This is a genomic window from Streptomyces sp. NPDC053755, assembly GCF_040677675.1.
Lineage (GTDB): Bacteria > Actinomycetota > Actinomycetes > Streptomycetales > Streptomycetaceae > Streptomyces.
In genome coordinates, this window is record NZ_JBFASK010000014.1 from 52,354 (window position 1) to 71,757 (window position 19,404).

The 19,404-nt window shown below is 72.2% G+C and carries 14 protein-coding genes; 8 read left to right on the forward strand and 6 right to left on the reverse strand.

All coding sequences use genetic code 11. From position 1 onward, the window contains the following. Positions 1-29 precede the first annotated feature (29 nt). From AB0K65_RS15980 to glgB, 5 genes are all read left to right on the forward strand, one after another. Positions 30-971, forward strand: coding sequence for an NmrA family NAD(P)-binding protein (locus AB0K65_RS15980; RefSeq protein WP_365716758.1), 942 nt, complete (start codon positions 30-32; stop codon positions 969-971). A gap of 345 nt (positions 972-1,316) precedes the next feature. Then, complete coding sequence (locus AB0K65_RS15985) at positions 1,317-3,302, forward strand: alpha-1,4-glucan--maltose-1-phosphate maltosyltransferase (protein WP_365716760.1); 1,986 nt, start codon at positions 1,317-1,319, stop codon at positions 3,300-3,302. After that, on the forward strand, positions 3,299-5,026 hold the full coding sequence (treS, locus tag AB0K65_RS15990) for a maltose alpha-D-glucosyltransferase (protein WP_365716762.1): 1,728 nt from the start codon (positions 3,299-3,301) through the stop codon (positions 5,024-5,026). The genes AB0K65_RS15985 and treS overlap by 4 nt, the downstream gene beginning before the upstream one ends. A gap of 239 nt (positions 5,027-5,265) precedes the next feature. Continuing rightward, positions 5,266-6,615 (forward strand): maltokinase, encoded by a 1,350-nt coding sequence (locus AB0K65_RS15995; RefSeq protein WP_365716764.1) that lies wholly within the window; start codon positions 5,266-5,268, stop codon positions 6,613-6,615. Between the two features lie 439 nt (positions 6,616-7,054). Beyond that, positions 7,055-9,250, forward strand: a complete 2,196-nt coding sequence (glgB, locus tag AB0K65_RS16000) for a 1,4-alpha-glucan branching enzyme (RefSeq protein ID WP_365716919.1) — start codon at positions 7,055-7,057, stop codon at positions 9,248-9,250. Between the two features lie 4 nt (positions 9,251-9,254). Here glgB and AB0K65_RS16005 read toward each other — a convergent pair whose 3' ends face one another. The 6 genes from AB0K65_RS16005 to AB0K65_RS16030 form a co-directional block, all read right to left on the reverse strand. Further along, positions 9,255-11,474 (reverse strand): UvrD-helicase domain-containing protein, encoded by a 2,220-nt coding sequence (locus AB0K65_RS16005; protein ID WP_365716766.1) that lies wholly within the window; start codon positions 11,472-11,474, stop codon positions 9,255-9,257. 190 nt (positions 11,475-11,664) lie between these two features. After that, positions 11,665-12,744 carry a HAMP domain-containing sensor histidine kinase gene (locus AB0K65_RS16010; RefSeq protein ID WP_365716768.1) on the reverse strand — a complete coding sequence of 360 codons (1,080 nt, stop codon included), beginning with the start codon at positions 12,742-12,744 and terminating at the stop codon, positions 11,665-11,667. Next, the gene (locus tag AB0K65_RS16015) at positions 12,737-13,432 is read right to left on the reverse strand and encodes a response regulator transcription factor (protein WP_365716770.1); all 696 of its coding nucleotides are present in this window, start codon (positions 13,430-13,432) and stop codon (positions 12,737-12,739) included. The genes AB0K65_RS16010 and AB0K65_RS16015 overlap by 8 nt, the downstream gene beginning before the upstream one ends. 68 nt (positions 13,433-13,500) lie before the next feature. After that, positions 13,501-14,205, reverse strand: a complete 705-nt coding sequence (locus tag AB0K65_RS16020; RefSeq protein ID WP_365716772.1) for a VanZ family protein — start codon at positions 14,203-14,205, stop codon at positions 13,501-13,503. A gap of 233 nt (positions 14,206-14,438) precedes the next feature. Further along, complete coding sequence (locus AB0K65_RS16025) at positions 14,439-15,287, reverse strand: nitroreductase/quinone reductase family protein (RefSeq protein ID WP_365716774.1); 849 nt, start codon at positions 15,285-15,287, stop codon at positions 14,439-14,441. A 100-nt stretch (positions 15,288-15,387) separates the two neighbouring features. Beyond that, positions 15,388-15,918, reverse strand: coding sequence for an Lrp/AsnC family transcriptional regulator (locus AB0K65_RS16030; protein ID WP_365716776.1), 531 nt, complete (start codon positions 15,916-15,918; stop codon positions 15,388-15,390). Positions 15,919-15,963: 45 nt separating this feature from the next. Between AB0K65_RS16030 and AB0K65_RS16035 the strand changes: the two genes are divergently transcribed. Genes AB0K65_RS16035 through AB0K65_RS16045 form a run of 3 tightly spaced genes read left to right on the forward strand, consistent with a single transcriptional unit; the run spans position 15,964 to position 19,328 of the window. Next, a complete protein-coding gene (locus tag AB0K65_RS16035; RefSeq protein ID WP_365716777.1) occupies positions 15,964-16,857 on the forward strand; it encodes an NAD-dependent epimerase/dehydratase family protein in 894 nt (297 codons plus the stop codon). Continuing rightward, complete coding sequence (locus AB0K65_RS16040; protein ID WP_365716779.1) at positions 16,857-17,816, forward strand: aldo/keto reductase; 960 nt, start codon at positions 16,857-16,859, stop codon at positions 17,814-17,816. Before AB0K65_RS16035 ends, AB0K65_RS16040 begins: the two co-directional genes overlap by 1 nt. A gap of 54 nt (positions 17,817-17,870) precedes the next feature. Continuing rightward, positions 17,871-19,328: a glycoside hydrolase family 16 protein gene (locus AB0K65_RS16045; RefSeq protein WP_365716781.1), complete on the forward strand. Its 1,458-nt coding sequence runs from the start codon at positions 17,871-17,873 to the stop codon at positions 19,326-19,328. Positions 19,329-19,404: the final 76 nt, after the last annotated feature.

A 19,404-nucleotide genomic window follows, 5' to 3' on the forward strand; every position in this document is an offset into this window, starting at 1 on the left:
CACAGCCTATCGAAGGGCCTCAACGACACATGTCCAGTCAGATTCCGATGCGGGTGGCCGTCGTGGGAGCGACCGGCTTCCAGGGGGGTGCGGTGGCGCGCCTGCTGGCCGAGCGGCACCACCGGGTCCGTACGCTCTCGCGCCGCCCCGAGGGCGACCGCCCGCCCCTGCCGGGTGCCTCCTTCGTCGCGGGGGACCTGGGAAGCGCCGCGGACGTGCGGCGGCTCTTCGAGGGCATGACGCACGCCTCGGTGGTGATGCCGCTGGTGTACGAGCCCGAGCGGGTACGGCTGTACGCGCGGAACATCGCGCTGGCGGCGGTGGAGGCCGGGATCGTCCGTCTGGTCTACAACGCCAACACCCGCATCCCGCCGGGTGCGACCTCGGTCGCCGCCTTCGAGACCCGCAGGATCGCCGAGGAGGTCTTCCGGGACTGCGGCGTGCCGCTGGTCGTCCTGCGGCCCCCGGTCTACCTCGACAACCTCTTCTCGCCCTGGAACGGCCCCGCGCTGGTCAACGACGGGGTCCTGGCCTATCCGCTGCCGCCCGAGACGCCGACGGCCTGGATCTCGCACCGGGACCTCGCCGAGGCGGTGCTCGCGGCGCTGACGGGGGAAGGCCTGGAGGGGCGTACGTTCGACATCGGCGGGGCCCGGTCGATGACCGGGGCCGAGCTGGCGGCGGCGTTCGGCCGGGGCCTGGGCCGGGCGGTGCACTACCTGCCGCTGCCGCCCGAGGTGTTCGAGCGCGGCCTCGCGCAGCTGCTCGGCCCGGTGGCGGCGGCCGGCGTCGCGGGGATCTACCACCACATGGCGACCGGCGCCGACCCGCTGCTGATGGCGGCCGACGACGGTGTCTCGGCGGAGGTGCTGGCGGTGTCACCGGCCCCGGTGGAGGAGTGGGTGACGCGTCAGCCGTGGCAGGTGTGGGCCACGGACGCGGAGGAGCCCTCGGCGTCACCGCAGGGCTGACCGGTCTTCACCGGGGTCGCGCGGTGCGGCCGTCCGGGCGTCCCGCGGCAGCGGGGCCACGGTCCGGATCCGTGGATCACCGGCCCCGTCCCACAAGGACGGGGCCGGTTTCTTGTGGCTGCCGTGTGCTTGTCCCCGTGGCTACGTCCGAGTAGTTAACAAAGCGCCGGATTGCCCACCCGAAAACCGAGGAAGGCTCCTCCGGTACACCCCGTAGACCCGCCATCCGAGTGAACGCGGACAGGAGCGGCCATGCCCGCAACCCGCCAGCCGTCGACGGAGCTACAAAGAGCGCACCACCACCCGCACCCCCGCAAACCCTCAGGTGATGCTGTGAACCCGCTCATGGGACGTATTCCCGTACTGGACGTCCGCCCGCTGGTCGACTGTGGACGCAGGCCCGCGAAGGCGGTGGCCGGTGAGACCTTCGAGGTCACGGCCACCGTTTTCCGCGAAGGCCACGACGCGGTCGCCGCCAATGTCGTGCTGCGCGGCCCCTCCGGCCGCCCCGGGCCCTGGACCCCGATGCGCGAACTGGCACCCGGCACGGACCGCTGGGGCGCCGAGGTCACCCCGGACGCCGAGGGCCTGTGGACCTACACGGTCGAGGCCTGGAGCGACCCGGTGGCCACCTGGCGCCACCACGCCAGAATCAAGATCCCGGCCGGGATCGACTCCGAGCTCGTGCTCGCGGAGGGCGCCGAGCTGCACGAACGCGCCGCGAAGGGCGTCCCCAAGAAGGGCGGAGGGCGGGAGGCCGTCCTCGCGGCCGTGGACGCGCTGCGCGACGGGTCCCGTTCGCCCGCGGCCCGGCTGGCGGCGGCCCTCGCCCCCCAGGTGACCGAGGCGCTGGACCGCCACCCGCTGCGCGAACTGGTCAGCTCGTCGCCCGCGTTGCCGCTCCAGGTGGAGCGGGAGCGGGCGTTGTACGGCTCCTGGTACGAGTTCTTCCCGCGCTCCGAGGGCGTGCGGAAGGTCCGCGGCCGGACCGTTCCCGGGACGTTCCGCACCGCCGCCGAGCGGCTGCCGGCGATCGCGGCGATGGGCTTCGACGTGGTCTATCTCCCGCCCATCCACCCCATCGGCACCACCCACCGCAAGGGTCCCAACAACTCGCTCTCGGCGAGCCCGAGCGACGTGGGGGTGCCGTGGGCGATCGGCTCCCCCGAGGGCGGGCACGACGCCGTCCACCCGGACCTGGGGACGATCGAGGACTTCGACGCCTTCGTGAGCCGCGCCCGCGAGCTGCGCCTCGAGATCGCGCTGGACTTCGCGCTGCAGTGCTCCCCGGACCACCCGTGGGTGGAGAAGCACCCGGAGTGGTTCCACCACCGGCCGGACGGTTCGATCGCCTACGCCGAGAACCCGCCGAAGAAGTACCAGGACATCTACCCGATCGCGTTCGACAAGGACATGGACGGCATCGTCGCCGAGACGGTGCGGGTGCTGCGACACTGGATGGACCACGGGGTCCGCATCTTCCGGGTCGACAACCCGCACACCAAGCCCGTCGTGTTCTGGGAGCGGGTGATCGGCGAGATCAACCGCGCCGACCCGGACGTGATCTTCCTGGCGGAGGCGTTCACCCGGCCCGCGATGATGCGCACGCTCGGGGCGGTCGGCTTCCAGCAGTCGTACACGTACTTCACCTGGCGCAACACCAAGGAGGAGCTGACGGAGTACCTCACCGAGCTGTCCGGCGACGTGGCCGCGTCCATGCGGCCGAACTTCTTCGTCAACACCCCCGACATCCTGCACGCGTACCTCCAGACCGGCGGCCGGCCGGCCTTCGAGGTGCGCGCGGTGCTCGCCGCGACCCTCTCGCCCTCGTGGGGCGTGTACGCGGGTTACGAACTGTGCGAGGCCACCGCCCTGCGCGACGGGAGCGAGGAGTACCTCGACTCGGAGAAGTACCAACTCAAGCCCCGTGACTGGGAGTCGGCCGAGCGCGCGGGGACGACGATCTCCCCGCTGATCACCACGCTCAACCGGATCAGGCGCCGCCACCCGGCTCTGCGCCGCCTGCGGAACCTGACCTTCCACTCGACGGACAACGACCGGGTGATCGCCTACAGCAAGCGGTCGGGTTCGAACACTGTTCTGGTGGTCGCCAACCTCGACCCGCACCACACCCAGGAGGCCACGGTCTCGTTGAACATGCCGGAACTCGGCCTCGACTGGCACGAGACCGTACCGGTGCGCGACGAGCTCACCGGCGAGACCTATCACTGGGGCAGAGCCAACTATGTGCGCCTCGAGCCGGGCGTCAGGCCCGCGCACGTCCTCGCTCTGCGACCGTCCCCGTCGATCGGAGGGTCACCCACCTCATGACTGTCAACGAACCCGTCCCCGACACCTTCGAGGACACGCCCGCAAAGGACCGTGACCCGGACTGGTTCAAAAGGGCCGTCTTCTACGAAGTGCTCGTCAGGTCCTTCCAGGACAGCAACGGCGACGGCGTAGGCGACCTCAAGGGCATCACCAGCAGGCTGGACTATCTGCAGTGGCTGGGCGTCGACTGCCTCTGGCTGCCGCCGTTCTTCAAGTCGCCGCTGCGGGACGGAGGCTACGACGTCGCCGACTACACCTCCGTACTGCCGGAGTTCGGCGACCTCGCGGACTTCGTGGAGTTCGTGGACGCGGCGCACCAGCGCGGCATGCGCGTGATCATCGACTTCGTCATGAACCACACGAGCGACCAGCACCCGTGGTTCCAGGAGTCGCGCTCCGATCCCGACGGGCCGTACGGCGACTACTACGTCTGGGCCAACGACGACAAGCAGTTCCCGGACGCCCGGATCATCTTCGTCGACACCGAGACGTCCAACTGGACCTTCGACCCGGTGCGCAAGCAGTACTACTGGCACCGGTTCTTCTCGCACCAGCCGGACCTCAACTACGAGAACCCGGCGGTACAGGAGGAGATCCTCTCCGCGCTCAAGTTCTGGCTCGACCTGGGCATCGACGGCTTCCGCCTGGACGCGGTGCCGTACCTGTACCAGCAGGAGGGCACCAACTGCGAGAACCTCCCGGCGACCCACGCCTTCCTCAAGCGGGTCCGCAAGGAGATCGACGACCACTACCCCGACACGGTGCTGCTCGCCGAGGCGAACCAGTGGCCCGAGGACGTCGTGGACTACTTCGGCGACTTCCCCTCGGGCGGCGACGAGTGCCACATGGCGTTCCACTTCCCGGTGATGCCGCGGATCTTCATGGCGGTACGGCGCGAGTCGCGCACCCCGGTCTCCGAGATCCTGGCCAAGACCCCGGCGATCCCGGACGGCTGCCAGTGGGGCATCTTCCTGCGCAACCACGACGAGCTGACGCTCGAGATGGTGACCGACGAGGAACGCGACTACATGTACGCGGAGTACGCCAAGGACCCGCGGATGCGGGCCAACATCGGCATCCGCCGGCGGCTCGCCCCGCTCCTCGACAACGACCGCAACCAGATGGAGCTGTTCACGGCGCTGCTCTTCTCGCTGCCGGGCTCCCCGGTGCTGTACTACGGCGACGAGATCGGCATGGGCGACAACATCTGGCTGGGCGACCGGGACGGGGTCCGCACCCCGATGCAGTGGACGCCCGACCGGAACGCGGGGTTCTCCTCCTGCGACCCGGGCCGGCTCTCGCTCCCGGCCATCATGGACCCGGTCTACGGCTACCAGGTCACCAACGTCGAGGCGGGCATGGCCTCGCCGTCCTCGCTGCTCCACTGGACGAAGCGGATGATCGAGATCCGCAAGCAGAACCGCGCCTTCGGACTCGGCTCGTACACCGAACTGCCCTCGTCCAATCCGGCCGTCCTGGCCTTCCTCCGGGAGTCCGCGCCCGAGGAGGGCATGGACGCCGACCTCGTGCTCTGCGTGAACAACTTCTCGCGTTTCGCGCAACCGACCGAGCTGGATCTGCGGCGGTTCGCCGGAATGAGCCCGGTGGAGCTGATCGGCCAGGTGCGGTTCCCTGCGATCGGTCAGTGGCCGTACCTGCTGACCCTCGCGGGGCACGGTTTCTACTGGTTCCGACTGAAGAAGGCGCGTTCTACGCGCGATTGACGGGAAATCGGTCAAGTGCCCCGGGTGGAGCGGGTTTCCACCGCGCCACCCGGGGCACTGTGACCCACACACCCCTCAGCCCCACGGGGGGATCCAGGTCCATACGGGCCTTCTTGTCGGGCCCATACGGATCTTCCCTCCCGACACGTCCCGCACATCCGGACAGCCGAAGCCGCCATCCGGGACACTCTGCGCATTTGAACTCGATTCTGCGCCCCCCGGGGAAAGGACGCGATGCCATGCCGGAGACCGCATCCACCACCCGGGCCCCGGCCGCCCTCCTCCCGTCACTCGCTCCCCTGCTCCATGACTGGCTGCCCCGGCAGCGCTGGTTCGCGGGCAAGGGAAGGCGGGTCACCGGATTCACGCTGGAAGCGGCCACCGAGCTGCTGCCGCTGGACGGCACGGGACCCGGGCTGCTGCATCTGCTGGTACGGGTCGAACAGCCGGCCCGCCCGGCCGGTACACCCGCCGACTGCTACCAACTGCTGCTCGGCGTCAGATCACAACTGCCGCCGCGCCTCGCCCCCGCCCTGATCGGGCGGATCCGCCAGGGACCGCTGGCCGGACGGGCGGTCTACGAAGGGCTGCGCGACCCGCGGCTCGCCGGACTGCTCTACGAACGTCTGCGTACACCGGGCCGGATCGGGCCGCTCCTGTTCCACCGGACCACCGAGCTGCCCGCCTCGCTCGCCCCACGCGTGCTGGACGCGGAACAGTCCAACTCCTCGCTCGTGTACGGCGATGCGTACATCCTGAAGATCTTCCGCCGGGTCAGTCCCGGCGCCAACCCCGATCTGGAACTGCCCCTGGCCCTGGCCAGGGCGGGGTGCGCGCGGGTGCCCGCGCCGGTCGCCTGGTTCGAGTCGGGGCCCAGCACCCTCGGCGTGCTCCAGCCGTTCCTGCGGGAGTCGCGGGACGGCTGGCGCCTCGCGCTCGACGCGCTGGCCCAGGGACGGGAGTTCACCACCGAGGCGCACGCCCTCGGCCGCGCCACGGCCGAGGTGCACCTGGCGCTGGCGACGGCACTGCCCACCGAGCGGCTGCGGCGGACCGAGACGGAGCACCTGACCGCGGCGATGGACCAGCGTCTGCACGCGGCGGCGAAGGCGGTCCCGGCCCTGCTGCCGTACGTCCCCGGGCTGCGCGCCGTCTTCGCGGCCGCCGGCGACACGGCCGGGGAGGGCCGGCTTCAGCGGATCCACGGCGACCTGCACCTGGGGCAGACCCTTCGGGCGGCGGACGGCGGCTGGGCGGTGATCGACTTCGAGGGGGAGCCCGCGAAGCCGCTCGCCGAACGGTGCCGGCCGCAGCCCGCCCTCCGGGACGTCGCGGGCATGCTCCGTTCGTTCGACTACGCGGCCCGCACCCACCGCCCCTGGAACGCCGAGTGGGCGGCCCGGTGCCGCGCGTCCTACTGCGCGGGCTACGCCGAGGCCTCCGGCACGGACCCCCGTTCCGACCCGGCGCTGCTGCGCGCCTACGAGACCGACAAGGCGGTCTACGAAGTCGTCTACGAGGCCCGCCACCGCCCGGACTGGCTCCCGGTCCCGATGGCGGCGATCCACCGCCTCGCGGGCGCGGAGTGACGGCCGGGCCCGACGCCCCGGTCACCGGGGGCCGCCCGGCCCCCGGTGACACGGGCACACGGACGGCGGCCTTCCGGGCGCGGGCGCTCCTCGGTACGCCGCACCATGAAGACGGGCATCCGACCCGATCCGGCGCACCGGCGCCCGTGTCCGCGCGCCCGCGACCCGTTCGGCCGAGTGTCCTGCGCGGGACGGGCCGCGTTGCGGTTGCGTGGGAGTCGCCGTCCCCGCGCAGCCCCCGCACGTCCCCGCACCCCTCCCCTTCCGATTCTCCCCAGGAGGCAACCCCGTGACCGCCCGATCCGCACGCAAGACGGCCCGCACCACGACCGACGAAGTGCCCTCGGCGAAGACCACGACGAAGGTGGCGCCGAAGGTCACGCCGGCGGCCGCGGCCAAGACGCCGGCGCCCCGCGCGGAGGCGGGAGGAGAGCGCGGCGTGCGCAAGGCGCCGCCCCTCGGCGCGGGAGACCGGGCACGGCTGCTCGCGGGGGAGCACCACGACCCGCACGCGCTGCTCGGCGCCCACCCCGTGCGCGGCGGCGTCGCGGTCCGCGTGCTGCGGCCGTACGCCCGCGAGGTCGCGGTCATCGCCAAGGGGAAACGGGTCGCGCTGCACGACGACGGCGACGGCTTCTTCTCGGGGCTGCTGCCGCTGCTGCGCAAGATCCCCGAATACGAGCTGCGGGTGCGCTACGACGGCGACGAGCTGGCCGTGCAGGATCCTTACCGCTTCCTGCCCTCCCTCGGGGAACTGGACCTCCACCTGATCGGCGAGGGCCGGCACGAGGAGCTGTGGAAGGCGCTCGGCGCCCGCCCGATGACGCACCAGGGCGTGACCGGCACCCGGTTCACCGTCTGGGCGCCCAACGCGCGCGGGGTGCGGGTCACCGGCGACTTCACCCACTGGGACGGGACCGCGCTGCCGATGCGGTCGCTCGGCGCGACCGGTGTCTGGGAGCTCTTCGTGCCCGGCGTCGGCGAGGGGGCGGTGTACAAGTTCGACATCGCCCGTCCCGACGGCTCCCACACCCTGCGGGCGGACCCGATGGCCCGCCGTACCGAGTGCCCGCCGAACACCGCCTCGATCGTCACCGAGTCGCACCACACCTGGGACGACGCGGAGTGGATGGCGGGCCGGGGCGCCCGGCCGCACCACGAGGCGCCCTTCTCCGTCTACGAGCTGCATCTGCCGTCGTGGCGCCCCGGCCTCACCTACCGGCAGCTCGCCGAGCAGCTGCCGGCGTACGTCCGCGACCTCGGCTTCACGCACGTCGAGTTCATGGCCGTCGCCGAGCACCCCTTCAGCGGATCCTGGGGCTACCAGGTGACCGGCTTCTACGCCCCGACCGCCCGGATGGGCACGCCCGACGACTTCAAGTACCTCGTCGAGTCCCTGCACCGGGCCGGGATCGGCGTCCTGATGGACTGGGTTCCCGCGCACTTCCCGCGCGACGACTGGGCGCTCGCGGAGTTCGACGGCCGCCCGCTGTACGAGCACGAGGACCCGCGGCGCTCGGCGCACCCGGACTGGGGGACGCTGGAGTTCGACTACGGCCGCAAGGAGGTGCGGAACTTCCTGGTGGCCAACGCGGTGTACTGGTGCGAGGAGTACCACATCGACGGCCTGCGGGTGGACGCGGTCGCCTCGATGCTCTACCTCGACTACTCCCGTGAGAACGGCGAGTGGCTGCCGAACGAGTTCGGCGGCCGGGAGAACCTCGACGCCGTCGCCTTCCTCCAGGAGATGAACGCGACGGTATACCGGCGCTGCCCGGGGATCATCACCTTCGCCGAGGAGTCCACCGCCTGGGACGGCGTGACCCGGGCGACGGACCAGGACGGTCCGGGCGGCTTCGGCGGGCTGGGCTTCGGCATGAAGTGGAACATGGGCTGGATGCACGACTCGCTCGGCTACGTCTCCAAGGAGCCGGTGCACCGCAAGTACCACCACAACGAGATGACCTTCTCGATGGTGTACGCGTACAGCGAGAACTACATCCTGCCGATCTCCCACGACGAGGTCGTGCACGGCAAGCAGGCGCTGGTCTCGAAGATGCCCGGCGACTGGTGGCAGCAGCGCGCCAACCACCGCGCCTACCTGGGCTTCATGTGGGCCCACCCCGGCAAGCAACTCCTCTTCATGGGTCAGGAGTTCGCCCAGGGGGCGGAGTGGTCGGCGGAGCACGGCCCGGACTGGTGGCTGCTCGACCCGTCCTACGGGGCGGAGGCGGACCACCGGGGTGTGCGGGACCTGGTGCGCGACCTGAACACGGTGTACGGCCAGACGCCGGCGCTGTGGGAGCGGGACACCGCCCCGGAGGGCTTCCAGTGGGTGGTGGGGGACGCCGCCGAGGACAACGTCTTCGCGTTCCTCCGCTACGACGGCGACGGCTCCCCGCTGCTCGCGGTCTGCAACTTCTCGCCGGTGGTGCGGCACGACTACCGGCTCGGCGTCCCGGAGTCGGTGGCGGCCTGGTCGGAGGTCCTCAACACGGACGCGACGCGGTACGGAGGCAGCGGCGTGGGGGGCGCCGACCCGGTGAAGACCGAGTCGGTGCCGTCCCACGGCCGTCCGGCGAGCGTACGGATGACCCTGCCGCCGCTGGCGACGGTGTGGCTGCGTCCGGCGTGAGCGGTCAGGCCCTGCGGATCACGCCCAGCCGCTGAGTGGCCCGGGTCAGCGCCACGTACAGGTCGTTGGTGCCGTGCGTGGCGCCGGCCCGGATGGCGTCCGGGTCGACGACGAGGACCGTGTCGAACTCCAGGCCCTTGGCCTGCCGGGGGTCCAGCAGGACCACCGGGCGGGTCAGGTCGGGGGTCGGGCCGTGGGAGGCGCCGGGGAGCGCGGCGGCGAGCCCCGCGTGCAGCTCCGGCGGGGCGATCACCGCGAGGCGCCCCTCCTCACGCAGCTCCACGGCGACCGCGTCGGCGGTCTCCTTCACCGGGTCCTGAGCGGTCCGCTCCCACGGGTCGACGCCGGTGGAGCGGACCGAGCGCGGCGGCTCGAAGCCCGGGTCGGCCTCCCGCCGCACCTCGGCGGCGGCCTCCATGATCTCGGCGGGAGTGCGGTAGTTGACCCCGAGGCGGACGAGTTCCCAGCGGTCCTCCACGTACGGGGCGAGGATCCGCTCCCACGAGCCGACACCGGCCGCGTCGCCGGTCTGGGCCGGGTCGCCGACCAGGGTCATGGAGCGGGTGGGGGTGCGGCGCATCAGCAGCCGCCAGGCCATCGCCGACAGCTCCTGCGCCTCGTCGACGATGATGTGGCCGAAGGCCCAGGTGCGGTCTGCGGCGGCGCGCTCGGCGGCGCTGCGGTGGTCGGCCTCCTCGTGGCGCTCGGCGAACCGCTCGGCGTCGATGATGTCGTGCGCGGAGAGGACCTCGGAGGCGTCCTTGTCCTGCTCCTCCTTGTCCTCGAACTCGTACGTGCGCGAGGCGAAGGAGACGTCGAGGACGCCCTGGGCGTACTGGATCTGCTTCTGCCGTTCGGCCTCCTCGGCGGCGCGGGCGGCCGCGTCGTCGTGACCGAGGAGTTCGGCGGCCTCGTCGAGCAGCGGGACGTCTCCCGGGGTCCACGGCCCGCCGTCGCGCCGGACGGCATCGGCGTCCGCGTCGGACAGGTGCGTCGGCTCGGCGAGGTAGTCGGCGAGGAACTCCTCGGGGGTGAGCGGCGGCCAGAGGGTGTCGATGGCGGCGTGGACGTCCGGGTTCGCGGCGACGCCCTTGGCGAGCAGGGCCAGGTCGTCGGCGCCGAGGAAGTTGGGGCCGCCGTACGGGTCGGCGCCGATGCGGTCGGCGAGCTGCTCGGCGAGCGCGTCGAGGAGGTGGAAGACGAAGTAGGGCCGGGCGAGGTTGTGCGGCAGGTGGGTCTCGCGCGCCTTGTGGCGGGCTTCGAGGGCCATGTCCCAGTCGATGACCAGGTCGCCGTCGTCGTGCGGCACGACGAGGGGCGTTCCGCGGTCGGGCACCTGCTGCCGGTCCCGTACGGCCCGGGCGAGGGCGTCGGCCATGGCCCGGTCGCCCTTGACCGCGGCGGCGCGCGGGGTGTCGGTGCCGGTGGCGCGGACGCCCGGGTACAGCTCGCCGGGGGTGGCGAGGAGGACGCCGGTCTCGCCGAGGGAGGGCAGGACGTTGGCGATGTAGCCCAGGAAGGCGGGGTTGGGGCCGACGATCAGGACGGCCCGCTTGGCGAGCTGCTCGCGGTGGGCGTAGAGGAGGTACGCGGCGCGGTGCAGGGCCACGGCGGTCTTGCCGGTGCCGGGGCCGCCCTCGACGACGAGGACGCCGCGGTGCGGGGAGCGGATGATGCGGTCCTGCTCGGCCTGGATGGTCTGCACGATGTCGTGCATGCGCCCGGTGCGCGCGGCGTCGAGCGCGGCGAGCAGCACCTCGTCGGCGTCGCGGTTCTCGTGCCCGGTGCGGGTGGCGTCGGCGAGGTCGAGAACCTCGTCGTGCAGGGCGGTCACCCGGCGGCCGTGGGTGGTGATGTGCCGGCGCCGGCTGAGCCCCATGGGCTGGTATCCGGTCGCGAGGTAGAAGGGGCGTGCGGCGTCGGCGCGCCAGTCCACGACGAGCGGGGTGCGGTTCGGGTCGTCCCGGCGGATGCCGATCCGTCCGATGTGGTGGTCGCGTCCGTCCTGGAAGACGAGCCGTCCGAAGCAGAGTCCGGTCTCCCCCGCGTCGAAGGCGGCGAGCAGCCCCGACTGCTCGGCCACCCTCACGTCCCGCTCGAGCCGTCCCTGGCTGCTGCCGACCCCCGGGGTGCGCAGGGCCTGGCCGACGGCGGCTTCGGCCTGGTCCCTCAGGTCGTCGAGTCGCGCGTAGAGCTCCGTGATGAATTGCTGCTCATTACGCATTTGCTCGGTTGACAATTCGACTCCTGGCGCGATACAGTGCGTTTATTGAACTTCTCCGTGTCCTCTTCATCTACGAATGAAACGCAGACACGGAATCCACGAATATACGCGACGCAATACCCCGACTGTCAATTCTAGTCGGGGTATTTCCGTATGCGCCATGAGCGGCACATCCGCAGGGCTGCGAGGTCTACGGCGGGGCGGGCAGCCGGACCGTGACGAGGAGACCGCCGGCCGGGCGGGGGGCGAGGTCGAGGGTCCCGTCGTGGGCGCGGACGATGCTCTGCACGATGGCCAGGCCGAGGCCGACCCCGGCGTGTTCGTCGGTGCGCACCCGCCGCGTCCCGCGCTGGAAGGGCTCGGTGAGGGTCGGTACCAGCTCCGGCGGCACCGGGCGGCCCGTGTTCTCGATCCGCAGCACGCTCGCGCCGTGCCGTGCCTCGGTGTGCACGGTCACGGTGCCGCCGCCCGGGAGGTTGTGGACGATGCCGTTCTGGACGAGGTTCGTCACCATCCGCAGCAGGAGCTCAGCGGAGCCGCTGGTCCGTGTCGCTCCGCCGGTGACGTCGAGCGTGACCCCACGCCGCTCGGCGAGGCCGAGCAGGGTCTCGGCGGCCTCCTCGGCGACGAGGGAGAGGTCGACGCTCTCCTCGCCGACGTTCCCGCGGTCGCTGCGGCTGAGCAGCAGAAGGGCCTCGGTGAGGTCGATCGCCCGGGTGTTGACGGCACGCAGGCGTTCGACGAGTTCGCCCGGGTCCCGCGTGGGGTCCTCGCGGGCGACGTCGAGCAGCGTCCGCGAGATGGCGAGCGGGGTGCGCAGCTCGTGGGAGGCGTTCGCGGCGAATCTGCGCTGCTCGGCGACGTGCGCGTCGAGTTGTCCGAGCATGGCGTCGAAGGCGTCGGCGCATTCACGGAATTCGTCCCGGCGGCCTTCCATCCGGATCCGGTGGGACAGCGATCCGTCACCGGCCTTCCGCGCCGCGGCCGTGATCCGGGTGAGCGGTGCGAGCATCCGGCCGGCGAGGATCCATCCGCCGAGGAGACCGAAGGCGAGCAGGAAGACCATGGCCGCGGCCGCGGCGGGGGCGAAGGTGCGCACCAGGAGGTAGCGGTTGGGAGCGATCCCGAGGAGTCCTCGGGAGTTGTCGGGTACGTAGCGCAGCAGGAAGACCCACACCACGGCCAGCAGGAGAGCTCCTGCGACGGCGAGGAAACCGGCGTAGCTGAGGGTGAGTCTCAGCCGGACGCTGAGGCCCGGGCGCCTACGCACCCGTACGGCCCGGGCCGGTGGTCCCGGCGCCGGTGTCGATGCGGTAGCCGACCCCCGGCACCGTGGCGATGATCCCCGGTTCGCCGAGGCGTTTGCGCAGCGCGGAGACGGTGATCCGGACGGCGTTGGTGAGGGGGTCGGCGTTCTCGTCCCAGGCCCGTTCGAGGAGGTCCTCGGCGCTGACGACGCCGCCCTCGGCGGCGATCAGGACCTCCAGCACGGCGAACTGCTTGCGGGTGAGCGCGACATAGCGTCCGTCGCGGAAGACCTCCCGGCGGAAGGGGTCGAGCCGCAGGCCCGCGATCTCGCGGACCGGGGGCCGGGCGTACGCGCGCCGGCGGTCGAGCGCCCTCAGCCGCAGGACGAGCTCCCGCAGGTCGAACGGCTTGGTGAGGTAGTCGTCGGCGCCGAGTTCGAACCCGGACGCCTTGTCGTCGATCCGGTCGGCGGCGGTGAGCATGAGGATCGGGATGCCGCTGCCGGAGGCGACGATGTGCCGGGCGACCTCGTCGCCGGAGCGGCCGGGGATGTCACGGTCGAGGACCGCGAGGTCGTAGGAGTGGACGCTGAGCAGTTCCAGGGCCGAGTCGCCGTCGCCCGCGATGTCGGCGGCGATCGCCTCGAGCCGCAGGCCGTCACGCACGGCCTCGGCCAGGTAGGGCTCGTCCTCCACGATCAGTACGCGCATGCCGGAAGCCTAGGCAGCGCCCGGTATCGCCGGCGTATGCGACGAGCCGAGTCCACCGGACACGCGGGTCAGCCCGCCGCTGCCGGCGCGGGGCGAGGCTCCCGTGGCGGCGCCTGCGTCCTCGTGCGCCACCAGCGGCGCGACGCCAGCCCGGCCAGGACGGCTCCGGCGGCGTTCACCAGGACGTCGTCCACGGAGGACACCCGGTCCAGGCGCAGGACGTACTGGGCCGTCTCGACCAGGACCGAGCAGCCCGCCCCGAGCGCCAGGACCCGCGGCACGGACGCCGTCGCCGCGAACCGCATCGGGGCGAAGAACCCCAGCGCCGCGAAGACCAGCAGATTGCCGGTGATCCCGAGCGGCCCCATGGTCACCAGGTCCCGCAGCGGGACCAGGCTCACCCGGGCGGGCACGGTGTCGCCCCCGCCGCCCGGCATCATGGTCATCCACACGAACGGCAGCGTCCCGTGGACCATGCCCACCTCGGCCAGCGACCGCCGCCACGGCGAGGGGACGCCGGCCCGCCGCCGGCGGCGGGCGGACAGCCACACCACCAGCGCGGCCGCGGGCAGCGAGACCAACGTCATGAACACCACGCCGTTGAACGTGTCGAAGCAGCCGTGCCACCGCCCGGCCAGGCACGTCGGAGCGGACATCATGAGCGGCCGCCGCACGACGAACACGGCGCCGGCCAGGGCGAGGACCGCCAGGCCGAGGAGCGGGATCGCGCGCGTGCGGCGGGGTCGTACCGGCGTGGGTGCGTGGTGGGTCATGGGACCAGGAGACCCGGAGCGCCGTTGCGATGGCGTATCCGGTTTCCCATACGCCCGCGATACACGCGGCCGGCGAGGCCGTGTTGCGGAAGATCGTGGCGTATCACGCCGGGTCACGCCTCCGGTCCCCGTCGACGGAGGCGGGACGGCGTCCCCGGCCGGCTCCCCGATGCGCGCGTCCCCTGACGTAGGCCTCGACACCGACGTCAGGGGCAAGCGGGGCGCGGGTGCGGTCAGGCGCTGCCCCGGAGCAGCGGGATCACCTGCTCCTCCTCGTAGGCGAAGTGGGTCTCCAGTTCCGCGCGGAGCCGGTCGAACTCCGCGCGCAGCACCGCGGGCGGCACCTCGTCGAGCCGGGCGAGCGCCGTCCCCAGCTCGTCGAGGACGCGCGCCACCGTCGTGTGCTCGGCCCGCAGCCGCTCGAAGGCGTCGGCCTTCTCGGGGTGGGTGCGGGCCAGGTACGGGAAGAGCCCCGCGTCCTCCCCGCCGTGGTGGACGGCCATCGCGGAGCAGAAGGTCAGGCAGTGGCGGCGCAGCTCGACGGTGAGTCCCGGGGCGGTGGGGTCGCCGAGTCCGTCGCTCAGGGCCGCCAGTTCGCGGCGCAGCCAGTCGTGGATCGCGACCAGCTCGTCGGCGAGGGCGTCGAGCCGGTCCGGCGGGGTGTAGGTGTCCTCGGGGACGCGGTAGAGGGCGACGACGGGGATGATCCGGTCGGTCGCCTTCTGGTAGTCGGCGTAGCCGGGGGCCGCGGCGACCACGCGGGCGAAGAGTTCGTCGCGCTCGGTTCCGGTGGCGGCGACGGCAGTGGCCTGCCATGTCTCGGTGCCCAGCTCCACCGTGACGGTGGGGTTGACGAGGAGGTTGCGGTACCAGTCGGGGTGCCGGTCGGAGCCGCCGGCCGAGCCGGTGACCAGGAGGCGGTCGCCGTCCTCGACGAAGCCGAGCGGGGTCGTGTGTTCTTTTCCGGACCGGGCGCCGGTGGTGGTGAGAAGGAGAAGCACCCATCCCTCGAAGGGGCCGCCGAGGCGTCCGGCGTTGGTGCGGAATTCGTCGATGACACGGGTGTTGAAGTGAAGGGGCAAAGCCGTCCCTACGGTCCTCTTGCCTCCATGCCTCCGCTTTCAGGCGCGGACCGGCACGCGACGCGAGTCCCCTCATCTGAACGGCTCGGCCGAGAGGTTGTCAAGGGCGGTTTCCGGAGGGCGGCAGCAGCGGCTTGCGCTCCACGGGCGACGACAGCACGATCGAGGTGGTGGTCCGGCCGAGGGCGGAGGTCTGCTCCAGGACGTCCTCCAGGTGGACGGTGTCGGTGACGGCGACCTTGAGGATCCAGCAGTCCTCGCCGACGACGTGGTGGGCCTCCAGGACCTCCGGCCGGGCGAGGAGTTCCAGGGTCCGGGGGTGCTTCAGGGTGTATCCGCCGTGCGGGTCGACCCGGATGAACGCCTGGATGCCGTAGCCGAGTCGGGCCGGGGAGACGTGCGCGCCGTATCCGGTGATCGCCCCGCGGGCCTCCAGGCGCCGGACCCGCTCGGTGACGGCCGCCGGGCTGAGCCGGACGCGGCGGCCGAGTTCGCTGAGCTTGATGCGGCCGTCCTCCTGGACGAGCTCGAGGATCCACCGGTCGACGGTGTCGAAGGCGGTCGCCGACGTTTCGTCGGCCGCCGCTCGCGGATGCCGTGGTTCTTTCGGTACGACGGTTTGAACTGCCATGTCTCCCCCTTCAGACGGCGTCTTCGTAACGTAACACTGGAGGGCATGGACATTCTGATCATCGGAGGAAGCCGCTATTTCGGAAAGCGGCTCGTCCGTCGGCTGCTGGATTCCGGGCACGCGGTGACGGTTCTCAACCGGGGTTCCGCCACGCCCCCGGAGGGCACGACCCATCTCGTCGCCGACCGGAATGACGAGGCGGCTCTGGAAAAGGCGCTGGGCGACCGTACGTTCGACGTCGTCGTCGACCAGTTCTGCTACACCCCGCGCCAGGCGGCGGTGGCCCGCCGGGTGTTCGGAGCGCGCGCCGGGCGGTACGTGATGACCTCGACGGTCGAGGTATACGGGGACGGGGACTTCCGCGCCCCCGTACGGGAGGAGGCGGTGGACCCCCGGACGGTCGCGGTCGACCTGGAGCTCCCCTGGGAGGACCCGGACTTCCTCGACGAGCACTACGGCGAGGGAAAGCGGCAGGCCGAGGCGGTCTTCGCGGCCGATCCGCCGTTCCCGTACGCCTCCGTGCGGGTGGCCCACGTCCTGGGCGGGGACGACGACTTCACGGGGCGCCTCGACCACTACGTCCGGCGCGTCCGGGCGGGCGAACCGATCGCCGTGCCGGCGGTGAACCACCCGGCCACCTACGTGTACGTGGAGGAGATCGCCGCGTTCCTCGCGTGGGCGGCCGAGGCGGAGTTCACCGGCCCCGTCAACGCGCATTCCGACGGAACGCTCACCACCGCCGACCTCTGCGCGGAGATAGAGCGGCAGGTGGGCGGGCGGACCGTTTTCCGGGAGGTGACCGACGGCCCGGCGTCGCCGCTCTCCTTCGCCCGCTCCTACGCGATGGACAACTCCCGCGCCCGCGCCCTGGGATTCCCCTTCGGGCACGTCTCCCGATGGCTGGCGCGGGCCGTGGCCGAGACGGCGGGGGCGCGCTGATGCGGTACCGGATGCTGGGCGACGTACGCGTCGGCGCGATCGGGCTCGGGGCCATGCCGCTCGCCATCGAGGGCCGTCCCGACGAGGCGCGGGCCCGGGCGACCGTCCACGCGGCGCTCGACGCGGGCGTGACGCTCCTGGACACGGCCGACTCCTACCACCCGCCGGGCGGTGCGCCGGGCGAGGGCGAACTGCTCGTGGCGCGGGCGCTGGCCTCGTACGGCGGGCGGACGGACGACGTGCTGGTGGCCACCAAGGGCGGGCGGGGCCGGACGGCAGACGGCGGCTGGACGGTGGACGGACGCCCGGAGCATCTGCGGCGGGCGGCCGAGGCGTCCCGCCGCCGGCTCGGCGTCGAGGCGATCGGGCTCTACCAGCTGCACAAGCCGGACCCGGCCGTGCCGTACGCCGAATCGCTGGGCGCGGTGAGGGAGTTGCTGGACGCCGGCACGGTCCGGCGGGCCGGGGTCTCCAACGTGGACACGACGGGGATCCGGCTGGCCCGGGAGATCCTGGGCGAGCGGCTCGTCTCCGTGCAGAACCGGTACTCCCCCGCCGACCGTTCCGGCGAGGCGGAGCTGCGGCTCTGCGCGGAGCTGGGCCTGGCGTTCCTGCCGTGGAGCCCGCTGGGCGGCATCTCGCGCAGCTCGCTCGACGGGCCGTCGGCCCGGGGAGGGGACGGGCGGCCGGGCGGGGACGATCCGGAGTACGCGGGTTTCCACCGGGTGGCGCGGGCACGCGGGGTGAGCCCGCAACGAGTGGCGCTCGCCTGGCTGCTCGCCCTGTCGCCGACGGTGATCCCCATCCCGGGGGCGAGCCGGCCGGAGACGGTGCGCGATTCGGTGTCCGCCGCCGAACTGATCCTGCGGGCGGATGAGTTGGCCGAGCTGGGCGTTCAGGGACCGAACACACCCGACCCATTGACGGGGCCGTTGTCTCCAACTACAAAAGCTGTCTGAGAGCGCTCTCAGCCCCCCGCACACCCCGCGCACCATCGCCCCGGAGGTGTTCCCTTGAGCCGCGTCAGACGCACCCCCCTGCTCGCCTCACTCCTCGCCGCCGCCCTCGCGGGCGGCGCCCTGCTCGGCCTCGGCGGAGCCGGCTCCGCCAGTGGCGCCGTCCCCCCGGCGCCGGGCTGGTCGCTCCAGTGGAGCGACGACTTCGACGGCCCCGACCGCTCGCTGCCCGACAGTGCCGACTGGCAGATCGACACCGGTCACGGCTATCCCGGCGGCCCCGGCAACTGGGGCACCGGGGAGATCCAGAACTACACCGCGAGCCCCGACAACCTGCGGCTCGACGGCACCGGCAACCTCCGGATCACCCCGCTCCGGGACGGGGCCGGGAACTGGACCTCCGCCCGTATCGAGACCAAGCGGGCCGATTTCAAGGCCCCCGCCGGCGGCACCCTGCGCATCGAGGGCCGGGTCCAGATGCCGAACGTGACCGGGGACGCGGCGCTCGGCTACTGGCCGGCGTTCTGGGCGCTCGGCGCGCCCTACCGGGGCAACTACTGGAACTGGCCGGCCATCGGCGAGTTCGACATCATGGAGAACGTCAACGGCGTCAACTCCGTCTGGGGCGTCCTGCACTGCGGGGTGAACCCGGGCGGCCCGTGCGGTGAGACCACCGGCATCGGGGCCAGCCGGGTCTGCCCCGGGGCGAGCTGCCAGTCGGCGTTCCACACGTACCGCTTCGAGTGGGACCGCTCGGTCTCCCCCAACGAGCTGCGCTGGTACGTGGACGACCAGCTCTTCCACAGTGTGAACGAGACCCGGGTCGGCGCCCAGGCGTGGGCCGACATGACCAGCCACGCGGGGTACTTCATCCTGCTGAACGTGGCCATGGGCGGGGCCTTCCCGGACGCGCTGGCCGGGAAGACGCCGACGGCCGCGACGGTGCCGGGGAGGCCCATGCTGGTCGACTACGTCGCCGTGTGGACGCGGGGCGGCTCGACCACGCCTCCGCCGACCACACCTCCGCCGACCACACCTCCGCCGACCGGCTCCTCGCAGCTCTACCTGCGGACGGGCGGGGGCGCCGGGGACGCGGCCGCCGCGTCGACGGTCTCCCTGGCCTCGGCGGGCGGCGGCAACCACGACGGGGTCCCCAGCAACCCGCAGGTCTTCACCTCGGGGCCGATCACCCGGGCGTACAACGGCGGCTCCACGCAGTTCGACCTGTTCGTGGACGCCGGCTCGGTGATCGCCAACGGACAGCAGGTGCGGGTGAGTTACGACCGTACCGGGGACGGCACCTGGGAGCGGAGCGAGACGTACCAGTACTTCGCCACCGATCCCGTGCCGGGCTTCGAGCACTACACCCAGGCGAGGGGCCTGAAGTCGGCCACCGGATCCCATGGGGACCTGGTGAACGGCCGGGTCCGGATCGAGGTCTGGAACGCGATCGGGAACGGGCCGAGCACCCTGGGCATCGGCGACCGGTCGGTGGTCCGCATCCCGTTCGGCTGACATCCGGCCGGGCACGACCCGGCCTTTGTCGGTCCCCCGCCGGCGCCGGGACCGGCGGAGGCGGGCCGCGAAGGAG